Source organism: Ferrigenium sp. UT5, assembly GCF_045866295.1.
Taxonomy (GTDB): domain Bacteria; phylum Pseudomonadota; class Gammaproteobacteria; order Burkholderiales; family Gallionellaceae; genus Sideroxyarcus.
In genome coordinates this window covers 41629-65458 of sequence record NZ_BAAFRY010000012.1, presented here as the reverse complement: position 1 = coordinate 65458, position 23830 = coordinate 41629, and the positions used below count along the sequence as shown (strand labels likewise).

Here is a 23830-nt window from a genome sequence, read left to right as displayed (position 1 = left end):
CACCAACAACACTGTATTGCCAGCACTGACCATCGCCGCGCTTTACAAGAGCCGCTGGCAGGTCGAGTTGTTCTTCAAGTGGATCAAGCAGCACCTGCGCATCAAACGCTTTATCGGCAACAGCGAGAACGCGGTGAAGACGCAAATCTGGTGCGCCGTCTCTACCTACGTGCTGATTGCCATCGTTAAGAAGGAGCTGCAATTTGATGCCTCGCTTTATTCGCTGCTACAGATTCTTTCGGTGTCTGTCTTTGAGAAAACCCCACTGGATCAGGCTTTCGCGGGCGGTGGACAACTCTTAGAACAGACGGACTTTTCTAACCAGCTAAATTTGTTCGACTTTTAACCGGACACTACTGAAATGGATACTCCAGTCAAATTTGATGTGATCGTTGTGGGGGGGGGGCATGCCGGTACCGAGGCTGCGCTCGCCAGCGCGCGCAGTGGTTGCAAGACCTTGCTGTTGAGCCATAACGTAGAAACGCTTGGGCAGATGTCGTGCAATCCGTCGATTGGCGGGATTGGCAAGGGACACTTGGTCAAGGAAATAGATGCGCTGGGAGGTGCCATGGCGGCTGCCACGGATGAGGCGGGAATCCAGTTTCGCATTCTTAATTCAAGCAAGGGTCCGGCGGTGCGTGCAACGCGGGCGCAAGCCGATCGATTGCTTTATAAACAGGCCATTCGCTCACGTCTGGAAAATCAGGCCAATTTGTGGATCTTCCAGCAAGCGGTCGATGGCATGTTGCTGGACGGTGACAGGGTGTGTGGCGTCATCACGCAATTGGGTCTGAAATTTTCCGCGCGCAGCGTGGTTTTAACTGCAGGCACTTTTCTGTCCGGACTCATTCATGTAGGTCAATCCCACTATCCGGCGGGTCGGGCAGGTGACCCCCCCTCAATCAGCCTGGCAAAACAGTTGCGCGATCTGGGTTTTACTGTGGGCAGACTCAAAACGGGTACGCCTCCCCGGATTGATGGTCGTACGATCGATTTCTCGGTCATGCAGGTGCAACAAGGCGACGATCCTATACCGGTGTTTTCGTTCGTCGGGGAGGTTGCACAACATCCTCGGCAAATGCCGTGCTGGATCACAGAAACCAACGAAAGAACCCACGAAATCATCCGGGGGGGGCTGGACCGTTCGCCCATGTTCACGGGCATCATCGAGGGGGTGGGGCCGCGCTATTGCCCTTCGGTCGAGGACAAGATCACGCGTTTTGCGGACAAGACCTCGCACCAGATTTTTCTGGAACCGGAAGGGCTTACGACACACGAGATTTATCCCAACGGCATATCCACCAGCCTGCCCTACGATGTGCAGTTCGAGCTGGTGCACTCGATACGCGGGCTGGAAAATGCGCATATCTTGCGTCCTGGCTATGCGATCGAATATGACTATTTCGATCCGCGCGGCCTGAAGAGCTCGCTGGAAACCCGCCTCATTCGCGGTTTATTTTTTGCGGGGCAGATCAACGGAACCACAGGTTATGAGGAAGCGGCTGCCCAAGGGGTATTGGCGGGAATCAATGCATCCCTGTTTGTGCGCGGCAAAGCACCTTGGTGCCCGCGTCGCAACGAGGCCTATCTGGGGGTCATGGTTGATGACCTGATTACGCGCGGAGTCACCGAGCCCTATCGCATGTTTACCAGTCGGGCTGAATATCGGTTGCAGTTGCGTGAAGATAATGCCGATTTGCGTTTGACAGAAACCGGGCGGGATTTGGGGGTCGTCGATGAGAGCAGGTGGATCCGCTTTTCTGAAAAACGGGAAGCAATCGCACGCGAAGAGCAAAGATTGAAAGGGACCTGGTTCAATCCGGCTTCGTTGCCGGAGGATGAAGCTGTCCGCGTGCTCGGCAAGAAGATCGACCGCGAATACTCTCTGTATGACTTGTTGCGTCGGCCAGAGGTCGGGTACGCCGCGCTCATGACGTTGCCCGGTGCGAGCGCGGGCGCGGCTGATGTGATTGCCCAGCAAGTCGAAATTGGGGCCAAATACCAGGGTTATATCGAAAAACAGAAAACCGAAATAGCGCACCAAGCGGTGTACGAAGACATGCGTTTGCCAGAGGGGATGGATTATTGCCAAGTGCGTGGACTTTCCATCGAGGCGCAGCAAAAGTTCAATCAATACCAGCCTGAAACCATCGGGCGCGCGGCGCGCATTTCGGGGATCACCCCCGCCGATATTTCGCTGCTGCTGGTGCACTTAAAAAGGGGCCTGAAAACAAACCGTGCCGAATCGGTTCAAGCATGAATGCGGCGGGGACACTGCATTCTGGGGCGGAAAAAATTGGGCTGAAGCTGGATTTTGATACCCAGCAAAAAATGCTGGCCTACCTCGCGCTGATGCGGAAATGGAACAAGACGTACAATCTGACCGCGATCAGCGAAGAACACGATATGGTCATACACCATTTGCTGGATAGTTTGGCGGTGTTGCCCTATCTGTGGGAGGGCAAGTGGCTGGATGTGGGCTGTGGCGCGGGGGTGCCGGGTGCGATTCTCGCCATTGCCAGACCGGACTGGCAATTTACCTTGCTGGACAGTAACAGCAAAAAAACCAGTTTTGTGCAACAGGCCGCCATTGAACTGGACCTCTCCAATATCAAGGTTCATTCAGGTCGCGTGGAAGATTGGCCTACCACTGAACGGTTTGATGGCATCATTTCGCGCGCCTTTGCAGAGCTTGAAAAATTTACAAATTTGACCGGGCATTTGTTGGCAGCAGAGGGGCGCTGGGCTGCCATGAAGGGAAAGCTTGAAGAAAAGGTGCCTCTGGGTTGCACGATTGAGCAGACAATCCAGATTCATGTTCCAGGCTTGGGTGCGGACAGGAGTCTGGTGATTGCGGCGAAGAAAAGGGAGTAACTGGAATGGCGAAAATAATGGCTATCACCAACCAGAAGGGCGGGGTAGGCAAGACGACGACCACCGTCAATCTGGCGGCCAGTCTGGCGGCAGCCAAAAAACGGGTGTTGCTGATTGATCTCGATCCGCAGGCCAATGCCACGATGGGGAGCGGAATCGATAAATCCAGCCTGAAAACCAGTGTTTACCATGTGCTGCTCGGCGAAGCGACGATTGCAGAGGCAAAGGTTGCGGCCGAAAAAGGGAACTATGATGTGCTGGGTTCAAACCGCGAACTTGCCGGTGCCGAGATTGAGCTGATCGAACTGGAGGGGCGTGAAACACGCCTGAAAAAAGAAATTGCCGCGTTGGCGGAAATTTATGATTTTATTCTGGTGGACTGCCCCCCCGCGCTTAACCTGCTTACCCTTAACGGTTTGTGCGCCGCCCACTCGGTCATGATTCCGATGCAGTGCGAGTATTACGCGCTGGAAGGCTTGAGCGATCTGGTGAACACGATACGCAAAGTCCGTGAACACCTGAATCCGCAGTTGGAAATAGAAGGTTTGTTGCGCACCATGTTTGACCCGCGCAACTCTCTGGCGCAACAGGTTTCCGCGCAATTGCAGCAACATTTTGGGGAAAAGGTTTACCGCACCGTGATACCGCGCAATGTTCGACTGGCAGAAGCACCAAGCTACGGAGTGCCTGCCCTGTATCACGATGCCCAATCCAAGGGGACTCAAGCTTACCTTGCGCTGGCCGGAGAGATATTGAACAAGGAAGCAAGCGCCAACAAACAGAATCTTTTCGAATCAAATTAAGGATATAGCATGGCGAAAATCAATAAAGGTTTGGGGCGTGGGCTGGATGCATTGTTGTCCGGGGGGGCGGATGTCAAAGCCAGTGACAGCTTGCGCGAGTTGGAGGTAGCACAACTCAAACCCGGCAAGTACCAGCCGCGGAGCCGCATGGATGAAGAGTCCCTCAATGAGCTGGCCAGCTCGATCAAGGCTCAAGGGGTGATCCAGCCTATTTTGGCGAGGGAATTGGCTAACGGAAGTTACGAAATAATCGCCGGCGAACGCCGCTGGCGTGCGGCACAAGTGGCCGGACTCAATAAAGTGCCAGTACTGGTCAGAGTGGTACCGGACAATGCGGCATTGGCGATGGCGCTGATCGAGAACATTCAGCGCGAAGATTTGAATCCGCTGGAAGAGGCGGTCGGCATTCAACGCCTGATCGACGAATTTCGGATGACCCATCAGGAAGCTGCCGATGCAGTGGGGCGCTCACGGAGCGCAGCCAGCAACCTGCTGCGCCTGTTGAAACTGCCTCCAGAAGTGCAGGGGATGCTGATGGAAGGCGATTTGGACATGGGGCATGCCCGAGCATTGCTATCGCTGGAAGCCGCCGAACAGATTTTGCTGGCAAATAAGATCGTGCTGGAAAACTTGTCCGTCAGGGAAGCCGAAAGTCTGGTGCAAAAACACGCGGAAAACACCCCGGTGCGGCAGAAAAAAGTCAAGGAAACCAATCGCGACACACAACGCCTTGAGGATGAGGTGGGCACGCATCTGGGTACCCGGGTTGAAATAAAAGCGGGCAGCAAGAATGGCGGGAAACTGGTCATCCACTATACAAGCAATGACCAGTTGGGAGAATTGATTGACGTGCTGACCCGCGCATGACGTGAGCGGACAGTCATTGAAAGAGTCGTGGGAAAGTTTGACACCCCAAGCGAAGGCCGCTATCATCGCAGCGCTCGGGGAAGCTACGGCACAAGAAAAACGTCAAATAAGCCGATTGATTGCCGCGCAGATAATTGTTGCATGCGCAGTTTCAGGCATCAGCTTCAGCTTCGGGGCGGCACCGGAAATCTCAATAGCGGCGTGGAGTGGGGGAGGGGTCTCGGTTCTCAACAGCCTGTTGCTGGCTTGGAGAATGTCCCGTGCCAGCAGGAGCGAATCCCATGATGCACAACTACAGTTGCGGTTATTGTATTTTTATGCCGTAGAGCGCTTTCTGTCGGTAGTGATTGCCCTAGTATTGGCCATGGCGGTGACCAAACAACCGCTGGTGGTCTTGGGGGGGTTTGTATCAGGTCAGGCTGTGATGATTTTGGCGCGCCTGTTTTTGCAATTCAGATTTAGATAAAAAATATGTCCAGCGAAGCTCATACCTCAGCGGAATACATCAAACATCACCTGCAAAATCTGACCTATGGCCAGCTACCCGACGGCACCTGGGGAGTTGCGCACACGGCGGCAGAAGCCAAGGAAATGGGTTTCTGGGCGCTCAATCTGGATACATTCATCATGTCGCTCCTGCTGGGGGCGATTTTTCTGTTCATCTTTCGTAGCGTGGCCAAGAGTGTGGTAAGCGGAACACCGGGCGGATGGCAGAATTTTTGCGAGTGGGCCATCGAATTTGTCGATAGCAGCGTGCGGGGTTCTTTTACGGCGAAGAACAACATGGTTGCGCCGCTGGCCCTGACCATCTTTTTCTGGGTGTTTCTGCTGAACTTGATGGACTTGATCCCGATCGACTATGTGCCCTTGATAATGAGTGCCCTTGGGGTCCCATTTTTCAAGGTGGTTCCCTCCACTGATCCGAATGCAACGTTTGGGCTGGCCATCGGGGTATTTATTCTTGTCTTGTATTACAGCGTGAAGATGAAGGGTGTCGGCGGCTTTCTCGGCGAACTGACGATGCAGCCTTTTGGCAAGTGGGGCATGCCTGTCAACCTGCTTCTGGAAGGTGTGAATCTCATCGCCAAACCAATCTCGCTCGCGTTGCGTCTGTTCGGCAATATGTACGCCGGAGAAATGATATTCATTCTGATCGCGTTGATGGGCGGCGCCTGGGCTGGCGCCTCCCTGACCAGTGCCACTCTGTTTGGATCGCAATTGCTGTTGTCGCTGGGCTGGGCGATTTTCCACATCCTGATTATTACGCTGCAGGCGTTCATCTTCATGACGCTGACCGTTGTATATCTGGATATGGCGCACCAGGAACACCACTAATTTCAGTTTCATCAACATTAACTTTTATCAACAGGAGAAATACAAAATGGAAATGGCAAACGCACTGCTGTACATCGCTGGCGCATTGATGATGGGTCTGGGCGCACTCGGCGCCGCCGTGGGCATCGGTATTCTGGGCGGTCGTTTCCTGGAGGGTGCTGCCCGCCAACCGGAACTGATCCCGATGCTGCGCACCCAGTTCTTTGTGGTAATGGGTCTGGTTGATGCGGTCCCGATGATTGCTGTGGGTATCGCAATGTACGTTCTGTTTGCTGTGGTGGGTTAATCCGCGCAAACGCATAATTAAGAAAGGAAGCTTGCATGAACATCAATGCAACTCTTCTCGCCCAGACCATCATGTTCGCGTTGTTCGTGTGGTTCTGCATGAAGTTCGTCTGGGCGCCGATCATGGCCGCTCTCGACGCGCGCAAGAAGCAGATCGCTGACGGTTTGGCGGATGCCGAACGTGCCAAGCAGGATCTTGAACTGGCTGCCAAGCGCTCTGCTGAAATTCTGCGCGAGGCGAAAGAAAAGGCCGGGGAAATAATCGGCAACAGCGAAAAGCGGGCCAGTGAAATGGTGGAAGAAGCCAAGTCGCAAGCCAGGGTTGAAGGCGATCGCATTATCGCCGGCGCCAAGGCCGAAATCGAGCAGGAAGTTTTCCGTGCCAAAGAACAGTTGCGCACGCAAGTTTCCGCAATCGCACTGGCCGGAGCAGGAAAGATCCTCGGCCGTGAAATCGACGCGAAAGCCCATAACGATTTGCTCGACAAACTCGTCGCGGAAATTTAAACGCCATGTCCGAAGCCATTACTACCGCTCGTCCCTATGCCCAGGCGGCATTCGATGAAGCGAAAAAGCTGAACGATCTGCAGGGTTGGTCCGAAATGCTGCTGTCTTTGGCTGGCGCAGTCAATCATCCGGAAGTGCATGCGGTGGTGACCAACCCGCAAATTCCAAAGCAGCAGATTGAAGCCATTATGGAAGCATTGCTTGCATCGGGCTGCGCTGCGCAACAGCGCAATTTTGTGCGCATCCTTGCGGATAATCAGCGGTTGCTGTTGCTACCGGAAATCGCTGCTTTATTCGAGGCGTTCAAGGCGGAAGCGGAGAAATCAGTCAATGTGGTGGTGGAATCCGCATTCGAACTGAACGCGGCGCAGCAGGACAAGATTGCCACTTCGCTCAAGAAGCGACTGGCGCGCGAGATCAAACTGACTTGCAAGGTCAAAAAAGATTTACTGGGTGGCGTGGTGATCCGCGCCGGAGACAAGGTGATCGACGGTTCCGCGTTGACCCGCCTTGCTGAAATGGCGAATGCCCTGGCCTGATCAAAGAATTTTCAAGAATGAGGAAATCCAGATGAAGCTCAACCCTTCCGAAATTAGTAATCTGATTCGCAGCCGCATCGAAAACTTCGAAGCCCTGACGCAGGCGCGCACCGAAGGTACGGTGGTCAGCGTGACCGACGGTATTGTCCGCGTACACGGCCTGTCCGACGTGATGCAAGGCGAAATGCTCGAATTTCCCGGCAACACTTACGGCCTGGCGCTGAACCTCGAGCGCGATTCCGTCGGTGCCGTGATTCTGGGAGAGTATGAACACATCACCGAAGGCGACACGGTCAAGTGTACCGGCCGCATTCTTGAAGTGCCGGTTGGCCCCGAATTGCGCGGCCGCGTGGTGAATGCACTGGGGCAGCCGATTGACGGCAAAGGTCCGGTCAACACCAAGATGACCGACAAGATCGAAAAGGTCGCGCCTGGCGTGATCGCCCGTAAATCGGTGGACCAGCCGGTACAGACAGGTTTGAAGTCTATCGACTCCATGGTGCCGGTCGGTCGCGGTCAGCGTGAACTGATCATCGGTGACCGCCAGACCGGCAAGACCGCCGTCGCCGTGGACGCCATCATCAATCAAAAGGGTCAGAACATGACCTGTATCTACGTTGCCGTAGGCCAGAAAGCCTCGACCGTCGCCAATGTGGTGCGCAAGCTGGAGGAACACGGCGCGATGGAATATACCATCGTTGTTGCGGCAACGGCTTCCGACTCCGCCGCGATGCAGTTCCTGGCACCCTATGCTGGTTGCACCATGGGCGAGTACTTCCGCGACCGCGGCGAAGACGCGCTGATTGTGTATGACGATCTGACCAAACAGGCTTGGGCGTATCGGCAGATTTCCCTTTTGTTGCGGCGCCCGCCCGGCCGCGAAGCTTACCCCGGCGACGTGTTCTATCTGCACTCCCGCTTGCTGGAGCGCGCAGCTCGAGTGAACGCCGAGTACGTCGAAGCTTTCACCAAAGGCGCCGTCAAAGGCAAGACCGGTTCTCTGACCGCATTGCCGATCATCGAAACCCAGGCTGGCGACGTGTCCGCCTTCGTGCCGACCAACGTGATTTCCATTACCGATGGCCAGATTTTCCTGGAAGCCGACCTGTTCAACGCCGGCATCCGTCCCGCGATCAACGCCGGTGTGTCCGTTTCACGCGTCGGTGGAGCCGCGCAGACCAAGGTCATCAAGAAATTGGGCGGCGGGGTGCGTCTGGCACTGGCACAATATCGTGAACTGGCTGCGTTCGCGCAGTTCGCTTCTGATCTGGATGAGGCGACCCGCAAGCAGCTTGAGCGCGGCAAGATCGTGACGGAGCTGATGAAGCAACTTCAATATGCTCCTTTGTCGGTGTCCAAAATGGCTGCCACGCTGTTTGCGGTGAACAAGGGATACTTCGACGATATCGCCGTGCCCAAGGTCCTCGCCTTCGAGGCCGCCTTGCACGCGCACCTGGGTTCGAAGAACAAAGATCTGATGGATGCGATTGAAACCACCAAGGACCTGTCGGCGGATAACGAAAAATTGCTGGTAGCAGCCATTGATTCGTTCAAGGCAACCGCAGTTTATTAAGGCGAGGTGAGTTATGGCCGGCAGTAAAGAGATTCGCACCAAGATCAAGAGCGTAGAAAATACGCGCAAGATCACCCGTGCGATGGAGATGGTGGCAGCGGCAAAGATGCGCAAAGCGCAGGAACGCATGCGCGCCGCCCGTCCCTATGCCGAGAAGATCCGCAACGTTGCAGGCCACCTGTCGCGCGCCAACCCGGAATACAAGCACGCATTCCTGGCAAAACGCGACAAGATCAGCAACGTTGGTCTGATCCTGGTTACCTCGGACAAAGGGCTTTGCGGCGGTTTGAATACCAATTTGCTGCGCTTGGCCGTGAACGAGATGAAAAACTGGGAGGGTGAGGGCAAGGGCCTCCTCGTTTGTCCAATCGGGAACAAGGGGTTCGGTTTCATGAACCGCATCGGGGCAAAAGTCCGATCTCACATGGTCGGACTGGGCGATGTGCCGCATGTCGAAAAACTGATCGGTACGGTAAAGGCGATGCTGGATGCATACGTTGCCGGAGAAATCGATGCGATCTACTTGAGCTACAACCACTTCATCAACACCATGCGCCAGGAACCGCGCGTGGAGCAGTTGTTGCCGCTGACTGGAGAGAAAATCGGAACCAGCGATGCAACATGGGATTACATCTACGAACCGGATGCCAAGAAAGTGATCGACGAATTGCTGATGCGCTATGTCGAATCTCTGGTGTATCAGGCCGTTGTTGAAAACATCGCGGCAGAACAAAGCTCGCGCATGGTGGCGATGAAAGCCGCTTCCGACAACGCGAAGAGCGTCATCAGCGAACTCAAGCTGGTTTACAACAAAGCACGCCAGGCTGCGATCACCAAAGAAATATCTGAAATCGTTGGCGGCGCGGCTGCGCTGGAGTAAGCGCAGGAATGACTGCGGGTTTGGCAAAGAATTTAAGAATTAATTTAGACGGGGAATCTTAAAATGAGTCAAGGAAAGATTGTTCAGTGTATCGGCGCGGTGGTTGACATCGAATTTCCGCGCGACCAGATGCCCAGGATTTACGAAGCGCTGACATTGGCAGACGCGGGTAACTCGACAGCCGAACCCGGCTTGACCTTCGAGGTTGAGCAGCAACTCGGCGACGGGGTCGTGCGCACCATCGCCATGGGCTCCTCCGACGGTTTGCGCCGCGGCATGGCGGTCAACGCCACCGGCAATCCGATCCAGGTCCCGGTGGGCACGGGAACTTTGGGCCGCATCATGGACGTGCTCGGTCGCCCGATCGATGAAGTCGGTCCGATCAAGAGCGACGAAAAGCGCGCCATCCACCAGGCAGCCCCAAAATTTGACGAACTTTCTCCTTCGGTTGAATTGCTGGAAACCGGGATCAAGGTGATCGACCTGGTTTGCCCGTTCGCCAAGGGCGGCAAGGTCGGCCTGTTCGGCGGCGCCGGCGTGGGCAAAACCGTGAACATGCTGGAACTCATCAACAACATCGCCAAGCAGCACAGCGGTCTGTCGGTGTTCGCCGGGGTGGGAGAGCGCACCCGCGAAGGCAACGACTTCTATCACGAAATGACGGATGCGGGCGTTATCGACAGGGAAGACTTCACCAAGTCCAAAGTGGCGATGGTGTTCGGCCAGATGAACGAGCCGCCCGGCAACCGTTTGCGCGTGGCGTTGTCCGGTCTGACCATGGCCGAAAAATTCCGCGACGAAGGCCGCGACATCCTGTTCTTCGTGGACAACATTTATCGTTATACATTGGCCGGTACCGAAGTGTCCGCGCTACTGGGGCGTATGCCGTCTGCCGTGGGTTACCAACCGACCCTGGCTGAAGAAATGGGACGCCTGCAAGAGCGCATCACCTCGACCAAAGTGGGATCCATCACTTCCATCCAGGCCGTGTACGTCCCTGCCGATGACTTGACCGACCCGTCTCCGGCAACCACCTTCCTGCACCTGGATTCCACCGTCGTGTTGTCCCGCGACATCGCCTCGCTGGGTATCTACCCGGCAGTCGATCCGCTGGACTCCACCTCGCGCCAGCTCGATCCGCTGGTCGTGGGTGAAGAGCACTACACCGTGGCACGCCGCGTGCAGCAGACCCTGCAACGCTACAAGGAACTGCGTGACATCATCGCTATTCTGGGCATGGACGAGCTGGCCCCCGAAGACAAGCTGGCTGTCGCCCGTGCGCGCAAGATCCAGCGCTTCTTGTCGCAACCGTTCCACGTAGCAGAACAATTTACCGGCGCACCCGGGAAATATGTAACGCTGAAGGACACGATCAAGGGCTTCAAGGCAATTGTTGATGGCGAGTACGATCATTTGCCGGAACAGGCGTTCTACATGGTGGGCGGCATCGAAGAGGCGGTCGAGAAGGCCAAGACCCTGCAATAAACAATGGGAGCTACCATGGCAATGACCGTACATGTGGATGTGGTGAGCGCGGAAGAGCAGATTTTTTCCGGTCTGGCCGAATTCGTCGTCGTACCTGGCGAAATGGGGGAACTGGGCATCTACCCGCGCCATACCGCACTACTGACCCGCATCAAGCCCGGCGCGGTGCGCATCAAGCGGCCGGACCAGGAGCAAGAGGAGTTGGTCTATGTTTCTGGCGGCATGCTGGAAATCCAGCCCAATATCATCACGGTTCTGGCAGATACGGCCATCCGCGGTGCCGATCTCGACGAGGCGCGGTCCATCGAAGCGAAACAGGCTGCCGAGGAGGCGATGAAGAATCGCACTTCCGACATTGACTATGCTGCGGCACAGGCCGAGCTGGCTGAGGCGATTGCCCAGCTCCGTGCCATCCAGCAACTGCGCAAGCATACCCACTAGCCGGGCGGGTGTAACACCACACAAAAATCGGTTTGTCACGCATGTGGGGTTGGTTGTGAAAGTCCGAAAAAGAGAAAAATTCACACAGTTCAACCAACGAAAACGGTCCAGCCAAGTTGATTCAATCTTTGCTCCTGCCAACCGCAAAAAAAAATATAGATAAGTCATCTCCACTCACGCAAAGGCCAGGAGCAGAATGAACAACTTTTCTGCCGGGTTTGGGCGTTGATAAAAGATCGAAAGAAACGCCAATTCTATGCGCAGTGCAGGCTCAGACGTTCATCCAGCAGGCATATAGTCGTAGAGTGTACAGCCCCAAAGCAGTAGAATCAGTCGGCTAAATTTAAAATAAACTACGAGGAGAAACCAGCATGAGCAAGAGTCTGATCCAATTCATCATCGAAGAGCAGCGCCATGTCCAGAATGCGAGCGGCGATTTCACCGGGCTGTTGAGCGATGTCGTTTCGGCCTGCAAACAAATCGCGCACGACGTGAACAAGGGCGCGCTGATTGGCGTGCTGGGCAGCGCCGGCAGCGAGAACGTGCAGGGCGAGACACAAAAGAAACTCGACATCATCACCAATGAAGTGTTCATCAAGGCCAATGAATGGAGCGGCCACCTGGCTGCGATGGCCTCGGAAGAAATGGAAGATATCTACCCGATTCCGGCCAAGTATCCCAAAGGCAAGTACCTGATCACCTTTGACCCGCTCGACGGTTCCTCCAACATCGACGTGAACATTTCCGTCGGCACCATCTTCTCCATCCTGCGTTGTCCGGAAGGCGTGACCAATCCGACCGCCGCCGATTTCATGCAGCCGGGCACCAAGCAGGTCTGTGCCGGCTATGCGTTGTACGGCCCGAACACCATGATGGTGATCACCACTGGCCACGGCGTGAACGGCTTCACCCTGGACCGCGATGTGGGCGACTTCTTCCTGACCCACCCGAACATGCAGATTCCTGCCGACACCAACGAGTTCGCCATCAACATGTCCAACCAGCGCTACTGGGAAAAACCGGTGCAGCGTTACGTCGAGGAATGCGTGAAGGGCAAGGACGGCGGCCGCGAAAAGAATTTCAACATGCGCTGGGTTGCTTCCATGGTGGCTGAAGTGCACCGTATCCTGACGCGCGGCGGGATTTTCATGTACCCGTTCGATACCAAGGATCCGGCCAAGGCAGGCAAGCTGCGCCTGATGTACGAAGCCAACCCGATGTCGTTCATCGTCGAGCAGGCCGGCGGCGTGAGTTCCACCGGACGCGAGCGCATCATGGACTTGCAACCGCAAGGGCTGCACCAGCGCGTGCCGGTCATCCTGGGATCGAAGAATGAAGTCGAGCGCGCCGTCAGCTACCACAAGGGCGCCTGATGCATGGACCGACGCCCCCGGCAACGGGGGCGTTGTTACGTCTGAAATGATTGCAAAATACAACATGCCGCGGAAGGGTGCGAATTGATACGGAGCTAACCCACTCCGCAGGAGTGCCGGAACGATCTGTGTGTATCCGTGCTCATCCGTGGCTACTCAAGTTTGGGTGAAGATCAAGGAAGCGACATGAGCAAACCACGCGTCTCCATCGTCATGGGCAGTGCGAATGATTGGGAAATCATGCAGCAGGCTGCCCGCGCGTTGCAGGATTTCGGGGTAGCATATGACGCGCGCGTGATTTCGGCGCACCGCTCGCCCGACATGTTGTTCGACTACATTCATGAAATGAGCACAAACGGCGTGCAATGCTTCATCGCTGGCGCGGGAGGGGCGGCGCACCTTGCCGGTGTCATTGCCGGCAAAACCACACTGCCGGTGCTGGGCGTCCCCATCCCTTCCAAATATCTGAAGGGCATGGACTCGTTGCTCTCCATCGTGCAGATGCCCAAAGGCATTCCGGTTGCGACTTTTGCCATCGGCGAAGCGGGGGCCGCCAATGCGGGGCTGTTCGCAGTCGCCACACTGGCCTTGAATGACACGCAACTGGCGCAGAAGTTGGCCGATTATCGCAAGCAACAGGCCGCGCAAATTGCCGCGACCCGCTTGCCCGATTTGTAATTTTACCGAGTCCATCATGAGCGTCCTGCACGAATCCAATCTGCCCAGTCTGAAGTTCCTGCATCGCGGTAAAGTGCGCGATCTGTACGAGATTGATAGCGAGCACCTGCTCATCGTGCAGACCGATCGTCTCTCGGCTTTTGATGTCATCCTGCCCACCCCCATTCCGGGCAAGGGCGAAGTGCTGACGGCCGTGTCGAATTTCTGGTTCAAGCGGCTGGCACCCGTGATTCCCAACCACCTCACCGACATTACCCCGGAATCCGTTGTGCTGACCGAGGATGAACGGACGCAGGTGCGCGGGCGCGCCTTCGTCACCAAGAAGTTGAAGCCCTTGCCGATCGAGGCGATCGTGCGCGGGTATCTGGTCGGCTCCGGCTGGAAGGATTACAAGAAGACCGGTGCCGTTTGCGGAATCGAGCTCCCCGCCGGATTGCAGGAAGCGCAGAAACTGCCGCAGCCACTGTTCACGCCTTCGAGCAAGGCGGCGGTGGGCGAGCACGACGAGAACATCAGCTTTGCACACGTGCAGAAACTGCTGGGCCCGGCCATGGCCGAACAAGTGAAGAAGGCGACCCTCGCGCTTTACACGGCCGCTGCGGATTACGCCCTGACACGCGGCATCATCATCGCCGATACCAAGTTCGAGTTCGGTACTGATGCCGCCGGTAAGCTTTACCTCATCGACGAGGCGCTGACGCCGGACTCCTCGCGCTTCTGGCCGGCGGACCAGTACCAGGTCGGCAGTAATCCGCCCAGCTTCGACAAGCAGTTCGTGCGCGATTGGCTCGAAGCATCGGGCTGGAACAAACAGCCGCCGGCACCGCAGGTGCCCGCTGACGTGCTGCAGAAAACCGCCGAAAAATACCGCGAGGCCCAGCGTCTGCTGGGTGCATGACCAATCCTGCCGAACTCATTTCGGGATTTCACCGCTTCCGGCAAAAGCATTTCGGGGCGGCTGATGCCCTGTACAAACAACTGGTCCAGGATGGGCAGTCCCCCAAAATATTGGTGGTTGCCTGCTGCGACTCGCGCGTTGACCCTGCGCTGGTGATGGAGTGCGCTCCGGGCGATTTATTCGTCATCCGCAATGTCGCCAATCTCATTCCACCGGCGGAAGATTCCGACCACGGCCGGCATGGCACCAGTGCCGCGTTGGAGTACGGTGTGCGTATCCTCGGAGTCGAACACATCATCGTGCTGGGACATTCGCACTGCGGAGGCATCCGTGCGTTGCTGGCCGGCAATGGCGTGAGTACAGAAAAGGCAAGTTATGTCGGCAACTGGATGGGGGTGGCCGAGGCGGCGCGCCAGAAGGTGCTGAAGAGGCATCCGCAATTAAAGCAAAATGAGCTCGAACGCGCTTGCGAACAGGAGGCGATCCTGTGCTCGTTGGACAATCTGAAGACATTCAGCTGGGTGCGCGACGGTGTGGCAACAGGCACGCTGGCCCTGCACGGCTGGTATTTTGATATCGAGCACGGACAGCTGTTGCAATATACCGCAGCCCGAGGACAGTTCGAGCCGGTCTGATTATTGAACTGCCGGCGGGAGGCCTTTTAATTCGCGGTAGCGCGCCTTGTCGGCCGCATACCGCGCTTTGACAGCCTCTGTTTCTTTCAAACTCTGATTTAGATCCTTTTCAAGTTGGGCGATATGAGCGGTTGCCTCAACAATATCATCCTCGAGCGATTTGAATACCTTGCGACCCTGTTTGGTCGCATTTTCGGCCTCTTGTTGCAGGGAAGCCAGATTCTCACGCGCGGATCTCAATAGTACGGAAAAACTATTCGTGCGTGCCTCGACCTGCCGCAAGTTGCGGTCCCGGGCCAGATCGATTTCCTTTTCTGAGCTGTAGGTATTCAGCAGCGCGTTGTCATGCCGCTCCGCCTCGATGCGATTTTTTTCGGCCTCCGGGTCTCTGATCGCCTGTTTCTGACCTTGCTTGGAGCGATCCTCGTCGCGCTGATGAATCCGTCCTTTTTCCAGTTTGACCGCTTCCTTGCTGGCATACTCGGGCGGGATGGTCTCGCCGTAATGGGTGGTGCCGTTGCTGTCCACCCATTTGTATAGTTTGGCCTCGACGTTCAGCGAGAACGTGGCAAACAAGGCAACTGCGGTTATCAACAGTCTGGAACATTTCATCATTTCACCCCGTAACGGTCACGATAAGTTTGCACCGCGTGCAGATTCTGCACCAGTTCCGCCCGCCCCTGCAAATAAGCCAAGAGATCGTCCAGCGATGCGATGGAAATGACCGGCAATCCGTAATCCCGGCGCACTTCCTGCACCGCCGACAACTCGCCCTGTCCGCGCTCCATGCGATCCAGTGCGATCACTACGCCGCACGGTGTCGCCCCCGCAGCGCGAATCAGCTCGATGGACTCCCGCACCGAGGTGCCCGCCGAGATCACATCGTCGATGATGAGCACATCGCCCTGTAGCTTCGCCCCCACCGTCGTGCCGCCCTCGCCGTGGTCCTTCGCTTCCTTGCGGTTGAAGCAATAAGGCACGTTGCGCCCCTGCTCCGCCAGCGAGATGGAAGTCCCCGCGACCAAGGGGATGCCCTTGTAGGCGGGGCCGAACAACATATCGAACTTGACGCCAGAGGCGAGGATGGCCTGCGCGTAGAACTGGCACAACGCGCGCAGCGCTGCCCCGTCCTGGAACAGGCCGGAGTTGAAAAAGTAAGGCGACAGACGGCCCGCCTTGGTCTGGAACTCGCCGAAGCACAGGACTTTCTGTGCGACAGCGAAACGGATGAAATCCTGACGATATGCGTGCATGAAAACCTCAAAAAAGTCCACCACAGAGACCCGGGGAAAAGCCGCTGCAACAAGGTCGCCATTATAATGCCCGCTCAAAAATCCAGAGGCACAACATGCGCATCATCACCCTCAATCTCAACGGCATTCGTTCCGCCTGCAACAAAGGTTTTCTCGAATGGTTCGGCCAGCAGGATGCTGACATCCTGTGTGTGCAGGAACTAAAAGCCCAAGCCGCAGACATGACCCCCGACATGCTCGCCCCGTTCGGCTACCACGGCTATTTCCACTACGCCGAAAAGAAGGGTTACAGCGGCGTGGGCATCTACTGCAAAAGAAAACCAGACAAGGTCATCCTTGGCCTCGGCATCCCGGAGTTCGATGTCGAAGGGCGCTACATCGAAGCGCAGTTCGGCAACCTCAGCGTCGTGTCGTTGTATCTGCCGTCCGGTTCCAGCGGCGAAGAACGCCAGGCCGTGAAATTCAAATTCCTTGAAGCCTTCATGCCGCACATGAAGAAGCTGTTTGCCAGCGGCAGAGACATCGTCGTGTGCGGCGACTGGAACATCGCCCACACCGAAAAGGACCTGAAGAACTGGAAAGGGAACAGGAAGAACTCGGGCTTTTTGCCCGAAGAGCGCGCATGGCTCACCGAGCTGTTCAACGAGGTCGGTTTCATCGACGTCTTCCGCAAATTGCACCCCGAACTCGAGGCCTACACCTGGTGGTCGAATCGGGGGCAGGCGTGGGCCAAGGATGTGGGGTGGCGTTTGGATTACCAAGTTGCCACCCCCAGCATCGCAGAAAAGGCGGTTTCGACAGGTATCTACAAGGAACAACGCTTCAGCGACCATGCACCGATGATGGTGGACTACAGGGCGTGAGCGGGGGAGTTTGCTGCTGGACTTGAGTCCGACCTACAATGCGCCCATTCTTTCTCGATTTCCATTCGTCACGCGTGCTATTTCCAGCCGACTCCCCTGTACACATTGCCGTCGTCCGCTTTTCCGCCCTGGGCGATGTGGTCATGGTGGCGGCTGCAGTTCGGGCGTTGCGCCACGCCTGGCCTGCGGCGACGATTACCTGGATCACCAGCCCGCTCGCTTATGCGTTGTTGCAGGGCATGGACGGGGTGGATTTTGTGGTGATCGACAAGCCGCGCTCGTTGATTGACTATTGCACCTTTTACCGTCTGTTTCGCGGACGTCGCTTCGACGTGGTTCTGGCGATGCAGGCCAACCTGCGCATCAACCTGCTGTATCCGGCGTTGCATGCCCCGCTCAAGATTGGTTTCGACCGTACCCGCGCGCGCGAGGGTCAATGGCTGTTCTGCAACCGGCACATTCCTTTCCGCGATACGCATCTGGTCGATAGTTTTCTGTCTTTCGTGGAAACCTTGACGGAGGAACCGGCGGTTGCAACCTGGGAATTGCCGCTGAATGCAACCGATATCCAGTGGGCGAAAGTTCAGCTGCAATCCCTGATCCCGGATCGGGGAACGTCTGCAGTTTCTCCTGTCTGCTGGATTGCGATCCACCCCAACGCCAGCAAAGCGGAACGCAACTGGCTGCCCGACCGCTATGCCACCTTGATCGAGCGGGCGACCGCGCGATGGGATTGCGGCGTGCTGCTGACGGGCGGCAACACCCATGCCGAACTCAAACTGTGTGAGCAATTGGCACACATCGCCCCTGAACGCACGCGCAACCTGTGCGGCAAGACCACACCAAAGCAATTAGCCGCGCTGTTGGGCGAGGCAGATGTGTTGCTGGCACCCGACACCGGCTCGGTGCATATCGCACGCGCCATGGACACGCCGGTGGTCGGGCTCTACGCGGTGGCCTCGCCCAAACTGACCGGGCCTTACCAGCAAGCGGGATATTGCGTTGATCGTTATTCGCAAGCGGTCGGGAAATTTATGGGCAAGAATCCGGAACAATTACCGTGGAATACACGCGTTCATCATATGGATGCGATGGCGCTGATCGGGGTGGAGGAGGTGCTACTACAATTGGCGAGGGTGCTGGAGAAGGCACCGCATCATGCCGCCCCGGAAAATGGCCAACCCGACGAAGGAATGACACGTTGAATCCGCGCTTTTTTTATACCGCGCTGCTCTGGGTCTTGTTGCCCTATGTGTTTTTGCATCTGCTCTGGCGCGCGCGCCGCCAGCGGCAATATCTGAACCACACCGGAGAGCGCTTTGGCCGCTATGCCGTGACGCCGGACAAACCGGTCATCTGGCTGCATGTCGTCTCTGTGGGCGAGACGCGCGCAACCGTCACACTGGTGCAGCAACTCCGCGCGCGCCATCCCGGCCATCAGATTTTGCTCACGCATATCACGCCCACTGGACGCAACACCAGCGAGCAGCTTTATGGCGACGATGTGTTGCGCGTGTATCTGCCTTACGACTATCCGTTTGCGGTGCGGCGTTTCCTCGAATATTTCAAGCCGAAAATCGGCGTCCTGCTGGAGACGGAAATCTGGTTCAACCTGATTGATGCCTGCCACACCGGCAATATTCCGCTGCTGCTGCTGAATGCGCGCCTTTCGCCCAGGTCGGCGCGCCGCTATGCGCGTTTCCGTTCGCTCGCCCGCGAGGGCCTGCACGGACTCGCGCTGATCGCCGCGCAAACCGAGGAGGACGCGCTGCGCCTGGCCAGCCTGGGCAACCGCGCCGTGCCGGTGATGGGCAACCTCAAGTTCGACATCCTGCCGCCGCCGGACTTGCTTGCGCGCGGCGCGGAATTGCGCCAGCGCTTCGGCGCGCTGCGCCCGGTATTGCTCGCGGCCAGCACGCGCGAAGGCGAGGAAGAACTATTGCTGAATGCGCTGGAGTACGCCGCCGTCGATTACTTGCTGGTGGTCATTGTGCCGCGCCATCCGCAGCGTTTCGATGAAGTGGCGCGGCTGATCGAGCAGAAGGGCTACCGCATGCAGCGGCGCAGCACGAACGCGCCGATTGCCGCCGATACGCAGGTGGTGCTGGGCGACAGCATGGGCGAACTGTTCGCCTATTACGCCGCCTGCGACGCGGCCTTTATCGGCGGCAGCCTGTTGCCGCTGGGCGGGCAGAACCTGATCGAGGCCTGCGCGGTGGGCAAACCCGTGCTGATCGGGCCGCACACGTTCAATTTCACCCAAGCCGCCGAGGCCGCCATTGCGCACGGGGCGGCACTGCGCGTGCAGCACGCGGACGATCTGGTGCACCTGCTCAACGTGCTGATGTACGACCCCGCGCGGCTCAAGGCAATGGGCGAGGCAGGCCGGCGATTCGTCGAGGCGAACCAGGGGGCGACCGAGCGTGCGGTGTCCCTGATCGACAATCTGCTCGACCGTAACCCGTAAATTCCGTTCATCGCATTTGATAGAATGCCTCCCATGAAAACCATCCTCATCACCGGCGGCGCCGGTTTCATCGGCTCCGCCGTCGTGCGCCAGTTCATCAACGATACCGATTGCAGCGTGGTCAATGTGGACAAGCTGACCTATGCCGGAAACCTGCAATCGCTGGTTTCCGTTGCGGATCATCCGCGTTACCGCTTTGAACAGGTGGACATCTGCGATGCCGCCGAAGTGGCGCGCGTGTTCCGCGAGCATCAACCCGATGCGATCATGCACCTGGCGGCAGAGTCGCATGTGGACCGTTCCATCAGCGGCCCGGCGGATTTCATCCAGACCAACATCGTCGGCACTTATACCCTGCTGGAGGCGGCACGCGCCTACTGGAACGGGCTGGACACCGCGCGCAAGGCCGCCTTCCGCTTCCACCACATTTCCACCGACGAGGTGTATGGCAGCCTCGGCGAACAGGGGTTCTTCACCGAGGAAACGGCTTACGAGCCTAACTCGCCCTACTCGGCCAGCAAGGCGTCGAGCGACCATCTGGTGCGTGCCTGGCACCATACCTACGGCCTGCCGGTGGTCACCACCAACTGCTCGAACAATTACGGACCGTACCATTTCCCCGAGAAACTCATCCCGCTGGTGATCCTGAATGCGGTCAACGGCAAGCCGCTGCCCATCTACGGCAAGGGCGACAACATCCGAGACTGGCTGTATGTCGATGACCACGCGCGCGCGCTGCGCCGGGTTCTGGAGAAAGGCACTCCCGGCGAGACGTACAACATCGGCGGCTGGAACGAGAAAACCAATCTCGACGTGGTGCAGACCCTCTGCGCAACGCTGGACGAATTGCATCCGCAGGGCGCACCCCATGCAAGACTCATCACCTATGTGGCCGACCGCCCCGGGCACGACAAGCGCTATGCCATCGATGCCGGCAAGATCGAACGCGAACTCGGCTGGAAACCGGAGGAGACTTTCGAGACCGGGCTGCGCAAGACGGTCCAGTGGTATCTGGCCAACACGGACTGGGTGAACAACGTCACCAGCGGCGAATACCAGCATTGGGTGCGGAAACAATACGCCAGCAGACCATGATTTTGGCCGGGCCGGCCCCATCCATGCACACGGGATTAGCTGGTCAGTTTGGAAAAACGGTCATCCGAGAGGCGCAAACGCTCGGCCAGCACGTACAGAAAAGCCTGATTGAAGTGGCTCTGACAGGCCTCGGATAATTGTGCGAGCTGGCGCGGCTCGATTTTCATGGCGGTGATCTCGGTATTGGCGGTAACCGTGGCGGAACGCGGCAACTGCTGACCGCGAATATGCGCCATTTCGCCGCAGCAATCACCATTGCGCAGGGCAATCAGCAGGCGCGCTCCCCGGGTTACGCTGACACTGCCTTCGATCAGGATGTAAAACGCGTCGCTCATCTCGTTTTCGCGCATCAGCACGGTCTTTTCCGGCTGTTTTTGCCATTCGCCTATGCGCAGAACTTCCCACAATTCGATATCACTGAAGTCTTCGAAGAACTGCAGACTGCGCAGGATATTGAACTTCTCGCTCTCGTTGACTTCCAGGTCGCCCTGCTCAAAATGCCCGAGTGCGGCCAGTTCGTTGCCAAAATCGCGCCAACTGGGGTAGCGCTGTACCGGGTCTTTTTGCAATGCGCGCAACACGATGCGTTCCAGTGGCAACGGCAGGTCTTTGCGCAGGAGGGTGGGCGGGGGCGGTGTTTCCTGCATGATCTGTTGGTACAGATGCGCCAGATTCTTCGGGCTGTAGGGCGAGTGGCCGGTCAGCAGGCGGTACATCACCACCCCCAGCGAATAAATATCGGTCAGGTGCGATACGGATTCACCGCGCACCTGTTCGGGCGACATGTAATTGGGCGAACCGATATTGCTCTGCGTCTGTTCGATATCCATTCGGGTCGCCGCGCCAAGATCGGAAATCTTGATCACGCCGGACGCGTCCAGCAGCAAGTTGGCCGGTTTAATATCGCGGTGGATGACGCCGTGATACTGGGCATAGTTGAGCGCCCGGCAACATTGATAAAGAACTTCCACCACTCGGTCGAGCGGTAACAGATTATCGGCGTGGATATATTGCTCCAGGGTGCCGCCGGAGACATACTCCATCGCGATATAGCTGATTTCGTCAGCGAGCACCGCCTCATACGTCTCCACGATATGCGGATGAATCAGTTTGCCCGCCAGGGCGGCTTCATTTTGCAGTTGCTTGCGGTTCTGGCGGCCGTTGCGCGGGTCGTCCAGAAATTCGGATTTGATGATTTTGACCGCTACCTGGCGATTTTTGAATGGATCGAGCCCCAGATAGACGACACTGGTCGCCCCCTCGCCGAGTTTGCGCAGCAGACGATATTGGCCGAGGAAGGGGGGAGGGGTCATTTCACCGGGGTTTGAAGATGAACCGATAATGCGGAAATGTACACCAAGCAAGCAGGGGCGAACAGCGGCGAACAAACATCACTACGGCTTGTTCCAAGGGGAACTTTATCCGATAATCGCGGGCCGTGTCGCATCGGGCTGACGCGGCTTTGGGGTTAATCCCGGCCTCTTCTTGCAAACCCCGTTTAATCGCCTGGTGATTTTGTGTAATGGCCTTGCCGCAGAAAGAATTACAGGGGCATCCCTTGCCGGCCGAACAGCGCAAATTGTTGAAAACAGAATACGCCCGTTTTGCGTTCCTGCTATGCGTGTTGTGCGCTTTCATGCTGGCCCTGTTCAAGGCTTCAGGCTGGCAGTTCACGTTCGGATTCCGGATGCCACAACCTGTGGCGCAGGGCGCATTGCCCGGGCCGGCGTCCGACCGTAAAAAAACCAGAACCGGCACACCCCTATCACCGCCGCCGATCATGGGGAAGCTGAATGCACACTTCGCTTCCGGGCAACAATCGGATTGGGTCGATGGCGTGTCATTGCTTGAACTGCGGGACGGACGCGTGCGCGCCTTCTGGCGCTCGTCCAGCCGTGCGGACGCCGGGGAAGTCACAATCAACAGCGCGGTGTTTGATCCGATACGCGATGTATGGAGCGAAGCGAACCGGGTGGCCGGGCGGGCGAACACCCAGCGTGACCTTAACCGGTATATTGCAAACATCGGCAATCCGGTGGCGGCACGCGCGGCGAACGGTGAAATTTGGCTGTTCTACGTTGGCGATTCCTGGCGCGGCAATGCAATCGTATTGATCACCTCTACTGACGAAGGCGAGCATTGGAGCCAACCGCGTCATTTGGTAACCGCTCCTGTTGTGCCGCTCGGCACCCGGATTGAACAGGCCCCATTCCTGTATGCGGATGGCACGCTCGGTCTGCTGGTGAACCATGATTTTGGCGGACAGTTTGCGGCCATCCTGCGCCTGGATAAGACGGGAAAAGTGATCGACAAACAGCGCCTGAGCGTAGCGGGGCAAAGGATGTCATCTACGGTGCTCCTGGTGCATGACCTGCAACAGGCACAGGTGCTGGGTCGTGTCAGCGGTGCCGCAAGCGCGGCACAGATGAGGAGCATCGCCACCCGCGATGGCGGGCGACACTGGCCGACCGTGCAAGGCCTCACCCTGTCCAATTCCAATGCGATGGCGGCCATGGTGAGGTTGAATGATGGCGACCTGATAAGCGTGCTGAACGACCAGGCGCATGGATACGAATCGCTCAGCCTGCAACGGTCGGTTGACGGCGGACAGCACTGGCGCGAGCTGCACCGGCTGGAAGAAATGAGCGGCCTGCGCAACGCACAGTTATCCAAAACGGCCTGCCTTGAAGTGGTGGGCAACCTGTTACGTAGCAGTGATCCGGTATTACGCCGTGCGGATGCGACTCAACTGGCGCCTTATGTTGCATTGGCCGAATTCGGTGTGCGCAAGGAGGAAGGGTGCCATTTCGCGTTCACCGACCCCGCCGTTCTCCAGACCCGCAACGGCGACATCCATCTGGCTTATACCTGGAACCGCACTTTCATCAAGCACGTGCGCATCGATCCGGCCTGGCTCAAACAACGCGTGCAGGAGATGCCATGAACGCGGGAGTTCCAGCTTGTTTCGCGGAGCGCTGC

The 23830-nt window shown here is 57.3% G+C and carries 26 protein-coding genes; 23 read left to right on the top strand and 3 right to left on the bottom strand.

From position 1 onward, the window contains the following. From ACKTSJ_RS06305 to ACKTSJ_RS06220, 18 genes are all read left to right on the top strand, one after another. The coding region (locus ACKTSJ_RS06305) for a transposase (protein WP_407898477.1) at positions 1-346 on the top strand (346 nt) is incomplete at its 5' end. A 15-nt stretch (positions 347-361) separates the two neighbouring features. Next, a complete protein-coding gene (gene mnmG / locus ACKTSJ_RS06300) occupies positions 362-2260 on the top strand; it encodes a tRNA uridine-5-carboxymethylaminomethyl(34) synthesis enzyme MnmG (RefSeq protein ID WP_407898475.1) in 1899 nt (632 codons plus the stop codon). After that, a complete protein-coding gene (rsmG, locus tag ACKTSJ_RS06295; RefSeq protein ID WP_407898473.1) occupies positions 2257-2874 on the top strand; it encodes a 16S rRNA (guanine(527)-N(7))-methyltransferase RsmG in 618 nt (205 codons plus the stop codon). Before mnmG ends, rsmG begins: the two co-directional genes overlap by 4 nt. Before the next feature lie 5 nt (positions 2875-2879). Continuing rightward, on the top strand, positions 2880-3677 hold the full coding sequence (locus ACKTSJ_RS06290) for a ParA family protein (RefSeq protein ID WP_407898472.1): 798 nt from the start codon (positions 2880-2882) through the stop codon (positions 3675-3677). A 9-nt stretch (positions 3678-3686) separates the two neighbouring features. Further along, positions 3687-4544, top strand: coding sequence for a ParB/RepB/Spo0J family partition protein (locus ACKTSJ_RS06285; RefSeq protein ID WP_407898470.1), 858 nt, complete (start codon positions 3687-3689; stop codon positions 4542-4544). Between the two features lie 16 nt (positions 4545-4560). Then, positions 4561-5010: an ATP synthase subunit I gene (locus ACKTSJ_RS06280; protein ID WP_407898468.1), complete on the top strand. Its 450-nt coding sequence runs from the start codon at positions 4561-4563 to the stop codon at positions 5008-5010. A gap of 5 nt (positions 5011-5015) precedes the next feature. Further along, the gene (gene atpB / locus ACKTSJ_RS06275) at positions 5016-5879 is read left to right on the top strand and encodes a F0F1 ATP synthase subunit A (protein WP_407898466.1); all 864 of its coding nucleotides are present in this window, start codon (positions 5016-5018) and stop codon (positions 5877-5879) included. Between the two features lie 46 nt (positions 5880-5925). After that, positions 5926-6165: a F0F1 ATP synthase subunit C gene (gene atpE, locus ACKTSJ_RS06270; RefSeq protein WP_212785950.1), complete on the top strand. Its 240-nt coding sequence runs from the start codon at positions 5926-5928 to the stop codon at positions 6163-6165. Positions 6166-6200: 35 nt separating this feature from the next. After that, positions 6201-6671 carry a F0F1 ATP synthase subunit B gene (locus tag ACKTSJ_RS06265; protein ID WP_407898464.1) on the top strand — a complete coding sequence of 157 codons (471 nt, stop codon included), beginning with the start codon at positions 6201-6203 and terminating at the stop codon, positions 6669-6671. Between the two features lie 5 nt (positions 6672-6676). Then, on the top strand, positions 6677-7210 hold the full coding sequence (locus ACKTSJ_RS06260) for a F0F1 ATP synthase subunit delta (RefSeq protein ID WP_407898462.1): 534 nt from the start codon (positions 6677-6679) through the stop codon (positions 7208-7210). A gap of 31 nt (positions 7211-7241) precedes the next feature. Continuing rightward, positions 7242-8783, top strand: coding sequence for a F0F1 ATP synthase subunit alpha (gene atpA, locus ACKTSJ_RS06255; RefSeq protein ID WP_407898460.1), 1542 nt, complete (start codon positions 7242-7244; stop codon positions 8781-8783). 13 nt (positions 8784-8796) lie between these two features. Beyond that, positions 8797-9663 carry a F0F1 ATP synthase subunit gamma gene (gene atpG, locus ACKTSJ_RS06250; protein ID WP_407898458.1) on the top strand — a complete coding sequence of 289 codons (867 nt, stop codon included), beginning with the start codon at positions 8797-8799 and terminating at the stop codon, positions 9661-9663. Between the two features lie 63 nt (positions 9664-9726). Continuing rightward, a complete protein-coding gene (gene atpD, locus ACKTSJ_RS06245) occupies positions 9727-11148 on the top strand; it encodes a F0F1 ATP synthase subunit beta (RefSeq protein ID WP_407898456.1) in 1422 nt (473 codons plus the stop codon). 15 nt (positions 11149-11163) lie between these two features. After that, complete coding sequence (locus ACKTSJ_RS06240) at positions 11164-11589, top strand: F0F1 ATP synthase subunit epsilon (protein WP_407898455.1); 426 nt, start codon at positions 11164-11166, stop codon at positions 11587-11589. A gap of 371 nt (positions 11590-11960) precedes the next feature. After that, complete coding sequence (locus ACKTSJ_RS06235; protein ID WP_407898453.1) at positions 11961-12962, top strand: class 1 fructose-bisphosphatase; 1002 nt, start codon at positions 11961-11963, stop codon at positions 12960-12962. Between the two features lie 186 nt (positions 12963-13148). After that, positions 13149-13640 (top strand): 5-(carboxyamino)imidazole ribonucleotide mutase, encoded by a 492-nt coding sequence (purE, locus tag ACKTSJ_RS06230; RefSeq protein WP_407898451.1) that lies wholly within the window; start codon positions 13149-13151, stop codon positions 13638-13640. 16 nt (positions 13641-13656) lie between these two features. Then, on the top strand, positions 13657-14538 hold the full coding sequence (locus tag ACKTSJ_RS06225) for a phosphoribosylaminoimidazolesuccinocarboxamide synthase (RefSeq protein ID WP_407898449.1): 882 nt from the start codon (positions 13657-13659) through the stop codon (positions 14536-14538). After that, positions 14535-15173 carry a carbonic anhydrase gene (locus ACKTSJ_RS06220; RefSeq protein ID WP_407898447.1) on the top strand — a complete coding sequence of 213 codons (639 nt, stop codon included), beginning with the start codon at positions 14535-14537 and terminating at the stop codon, positions 15171-15173. The genes ACKTSJ_RS06225 and ACKTSJ_RS06220 overlap by 4 nt, the downstream gene beginning before the upstream one ends. Here ACKTSJ_RS06220 and ACKTSJ_RS06215 read toward each other — a convergent pair whose 3' ends face one another. Beyond that, positions 15174-15785: a DUF4124 domain-containing protein gene (locus ACKTSJ_RS06215; RefSeq protein ID WP_407898445.1), complete on the bottom strand. Its 612-nt coding sequence runs from the start codon at positions 15783-15785 to the stop codon at positions 15174-15176. It abuts the gene before it with no gap. Then, positions 15785-16426: an orotate phosphoribosyltransferase gene (gene pyrE / locus ACKTSJ_RS06210; protein ID WP_407898443.1), complete on the bottom strand. Its 642-nt coding sequence runs from the start codon at positions 16424-16426 to the stop codon at positions 15785-15787. Before pyrE ends, ACKTSJ_RS06215 begins: the two co-directional genes overlap by 1 nt. Positions 16427-16521: 95 nt before the next feature. Between pyrE and ACKTSJ_RS06205 the strand changes: the two genes are divergently transcribed. The 4 genes from ACKTSJ_RS06205 to rfbB are packed head-to-tail and all read left to right on the top strand — an operon-like array spanning position 16522 to position 20851. Then, positions 16522-17289 carry an exodeoxyribonuclease III gene (locus tag ACKTSJ_RS06205; protein WP_407898441.1) on the top strand — a complete coding sequence of 256 codons (768 nt, stop codon included), beginning with the start codon at positions 16522-16524 and terminating at the stop codon, positions 17287-17289. Between the two features lie 38 nt (positions 17290-17327). Then, complete coding sequence (locus ACKTSJ_RS06200) at positions 17328-18494, top strand: glycosyltransferase family 9 protein (protein WP_407898440.1); 1167 nt, start codon at positions 17328-17330, stop codon at positions 18492-18494. Next, positions 18491-19756 (top strand): lipid IV(A) 3-deoxy-D-manno-octulosonic acid transferase, encoded by a 1266-nt coding sequence (gene waaA / locus ACKTSJ_RS06195; protein WP_407898438.1) that lies wholly within the window; start codon positions 18491-18493, stop codon positions 19754-19756. Before ACKTSJ_RS06200 ends, waaA begins: the two co-directional genes overlap by 4 nt. A gap of 33 nt (positions 19757-19789) precedes the next feature. Beyond that, positions 19790-20851, top strand: coding sequence for a dTDP-glucose 4,6-dehydratase (gene rfbB, locus ACKTSJ_RS06190; RefSeq protein ID WP_407898436.1), 1062 nt, complete (start codon positions 19790-19792; stop codon positions 20849-20851). Positions 20852-20886: 35 nt separating this feature from the next. On the opposite strand, the gene ACKTSJ_RS06185 is transcribed toward rfbB, so the two are convergent. Next, positions 20887-22164: a protein kinase domain-containing protein gene (locus ACKTSJ_RS06185; protein ID WP_407898434.1), complete on the bottom strand. Its 1278-nt coding sequence runs from the start codon at positions 22162-22164 to the stop codon at positions 20887-20889. Between the two features lie 209 nt (positions 22165-22373). On the opposite strand from ACKTSJ_RS06185, the gene ACKTSJ_RS06180 reads away from it, so the two are divergent. Further along, a complete protein-coding gene (locus ACKTSJ_RS06180) occupies positions 22374-23795 on the top strand; it encodes an exo-alpha-sialidase (protein WP_407898432.1) in 1422 nt (473 codons plus the stop codon). The last annotated feature ends 35 nt before the right edge of the window (positions 23796-23830 follow it).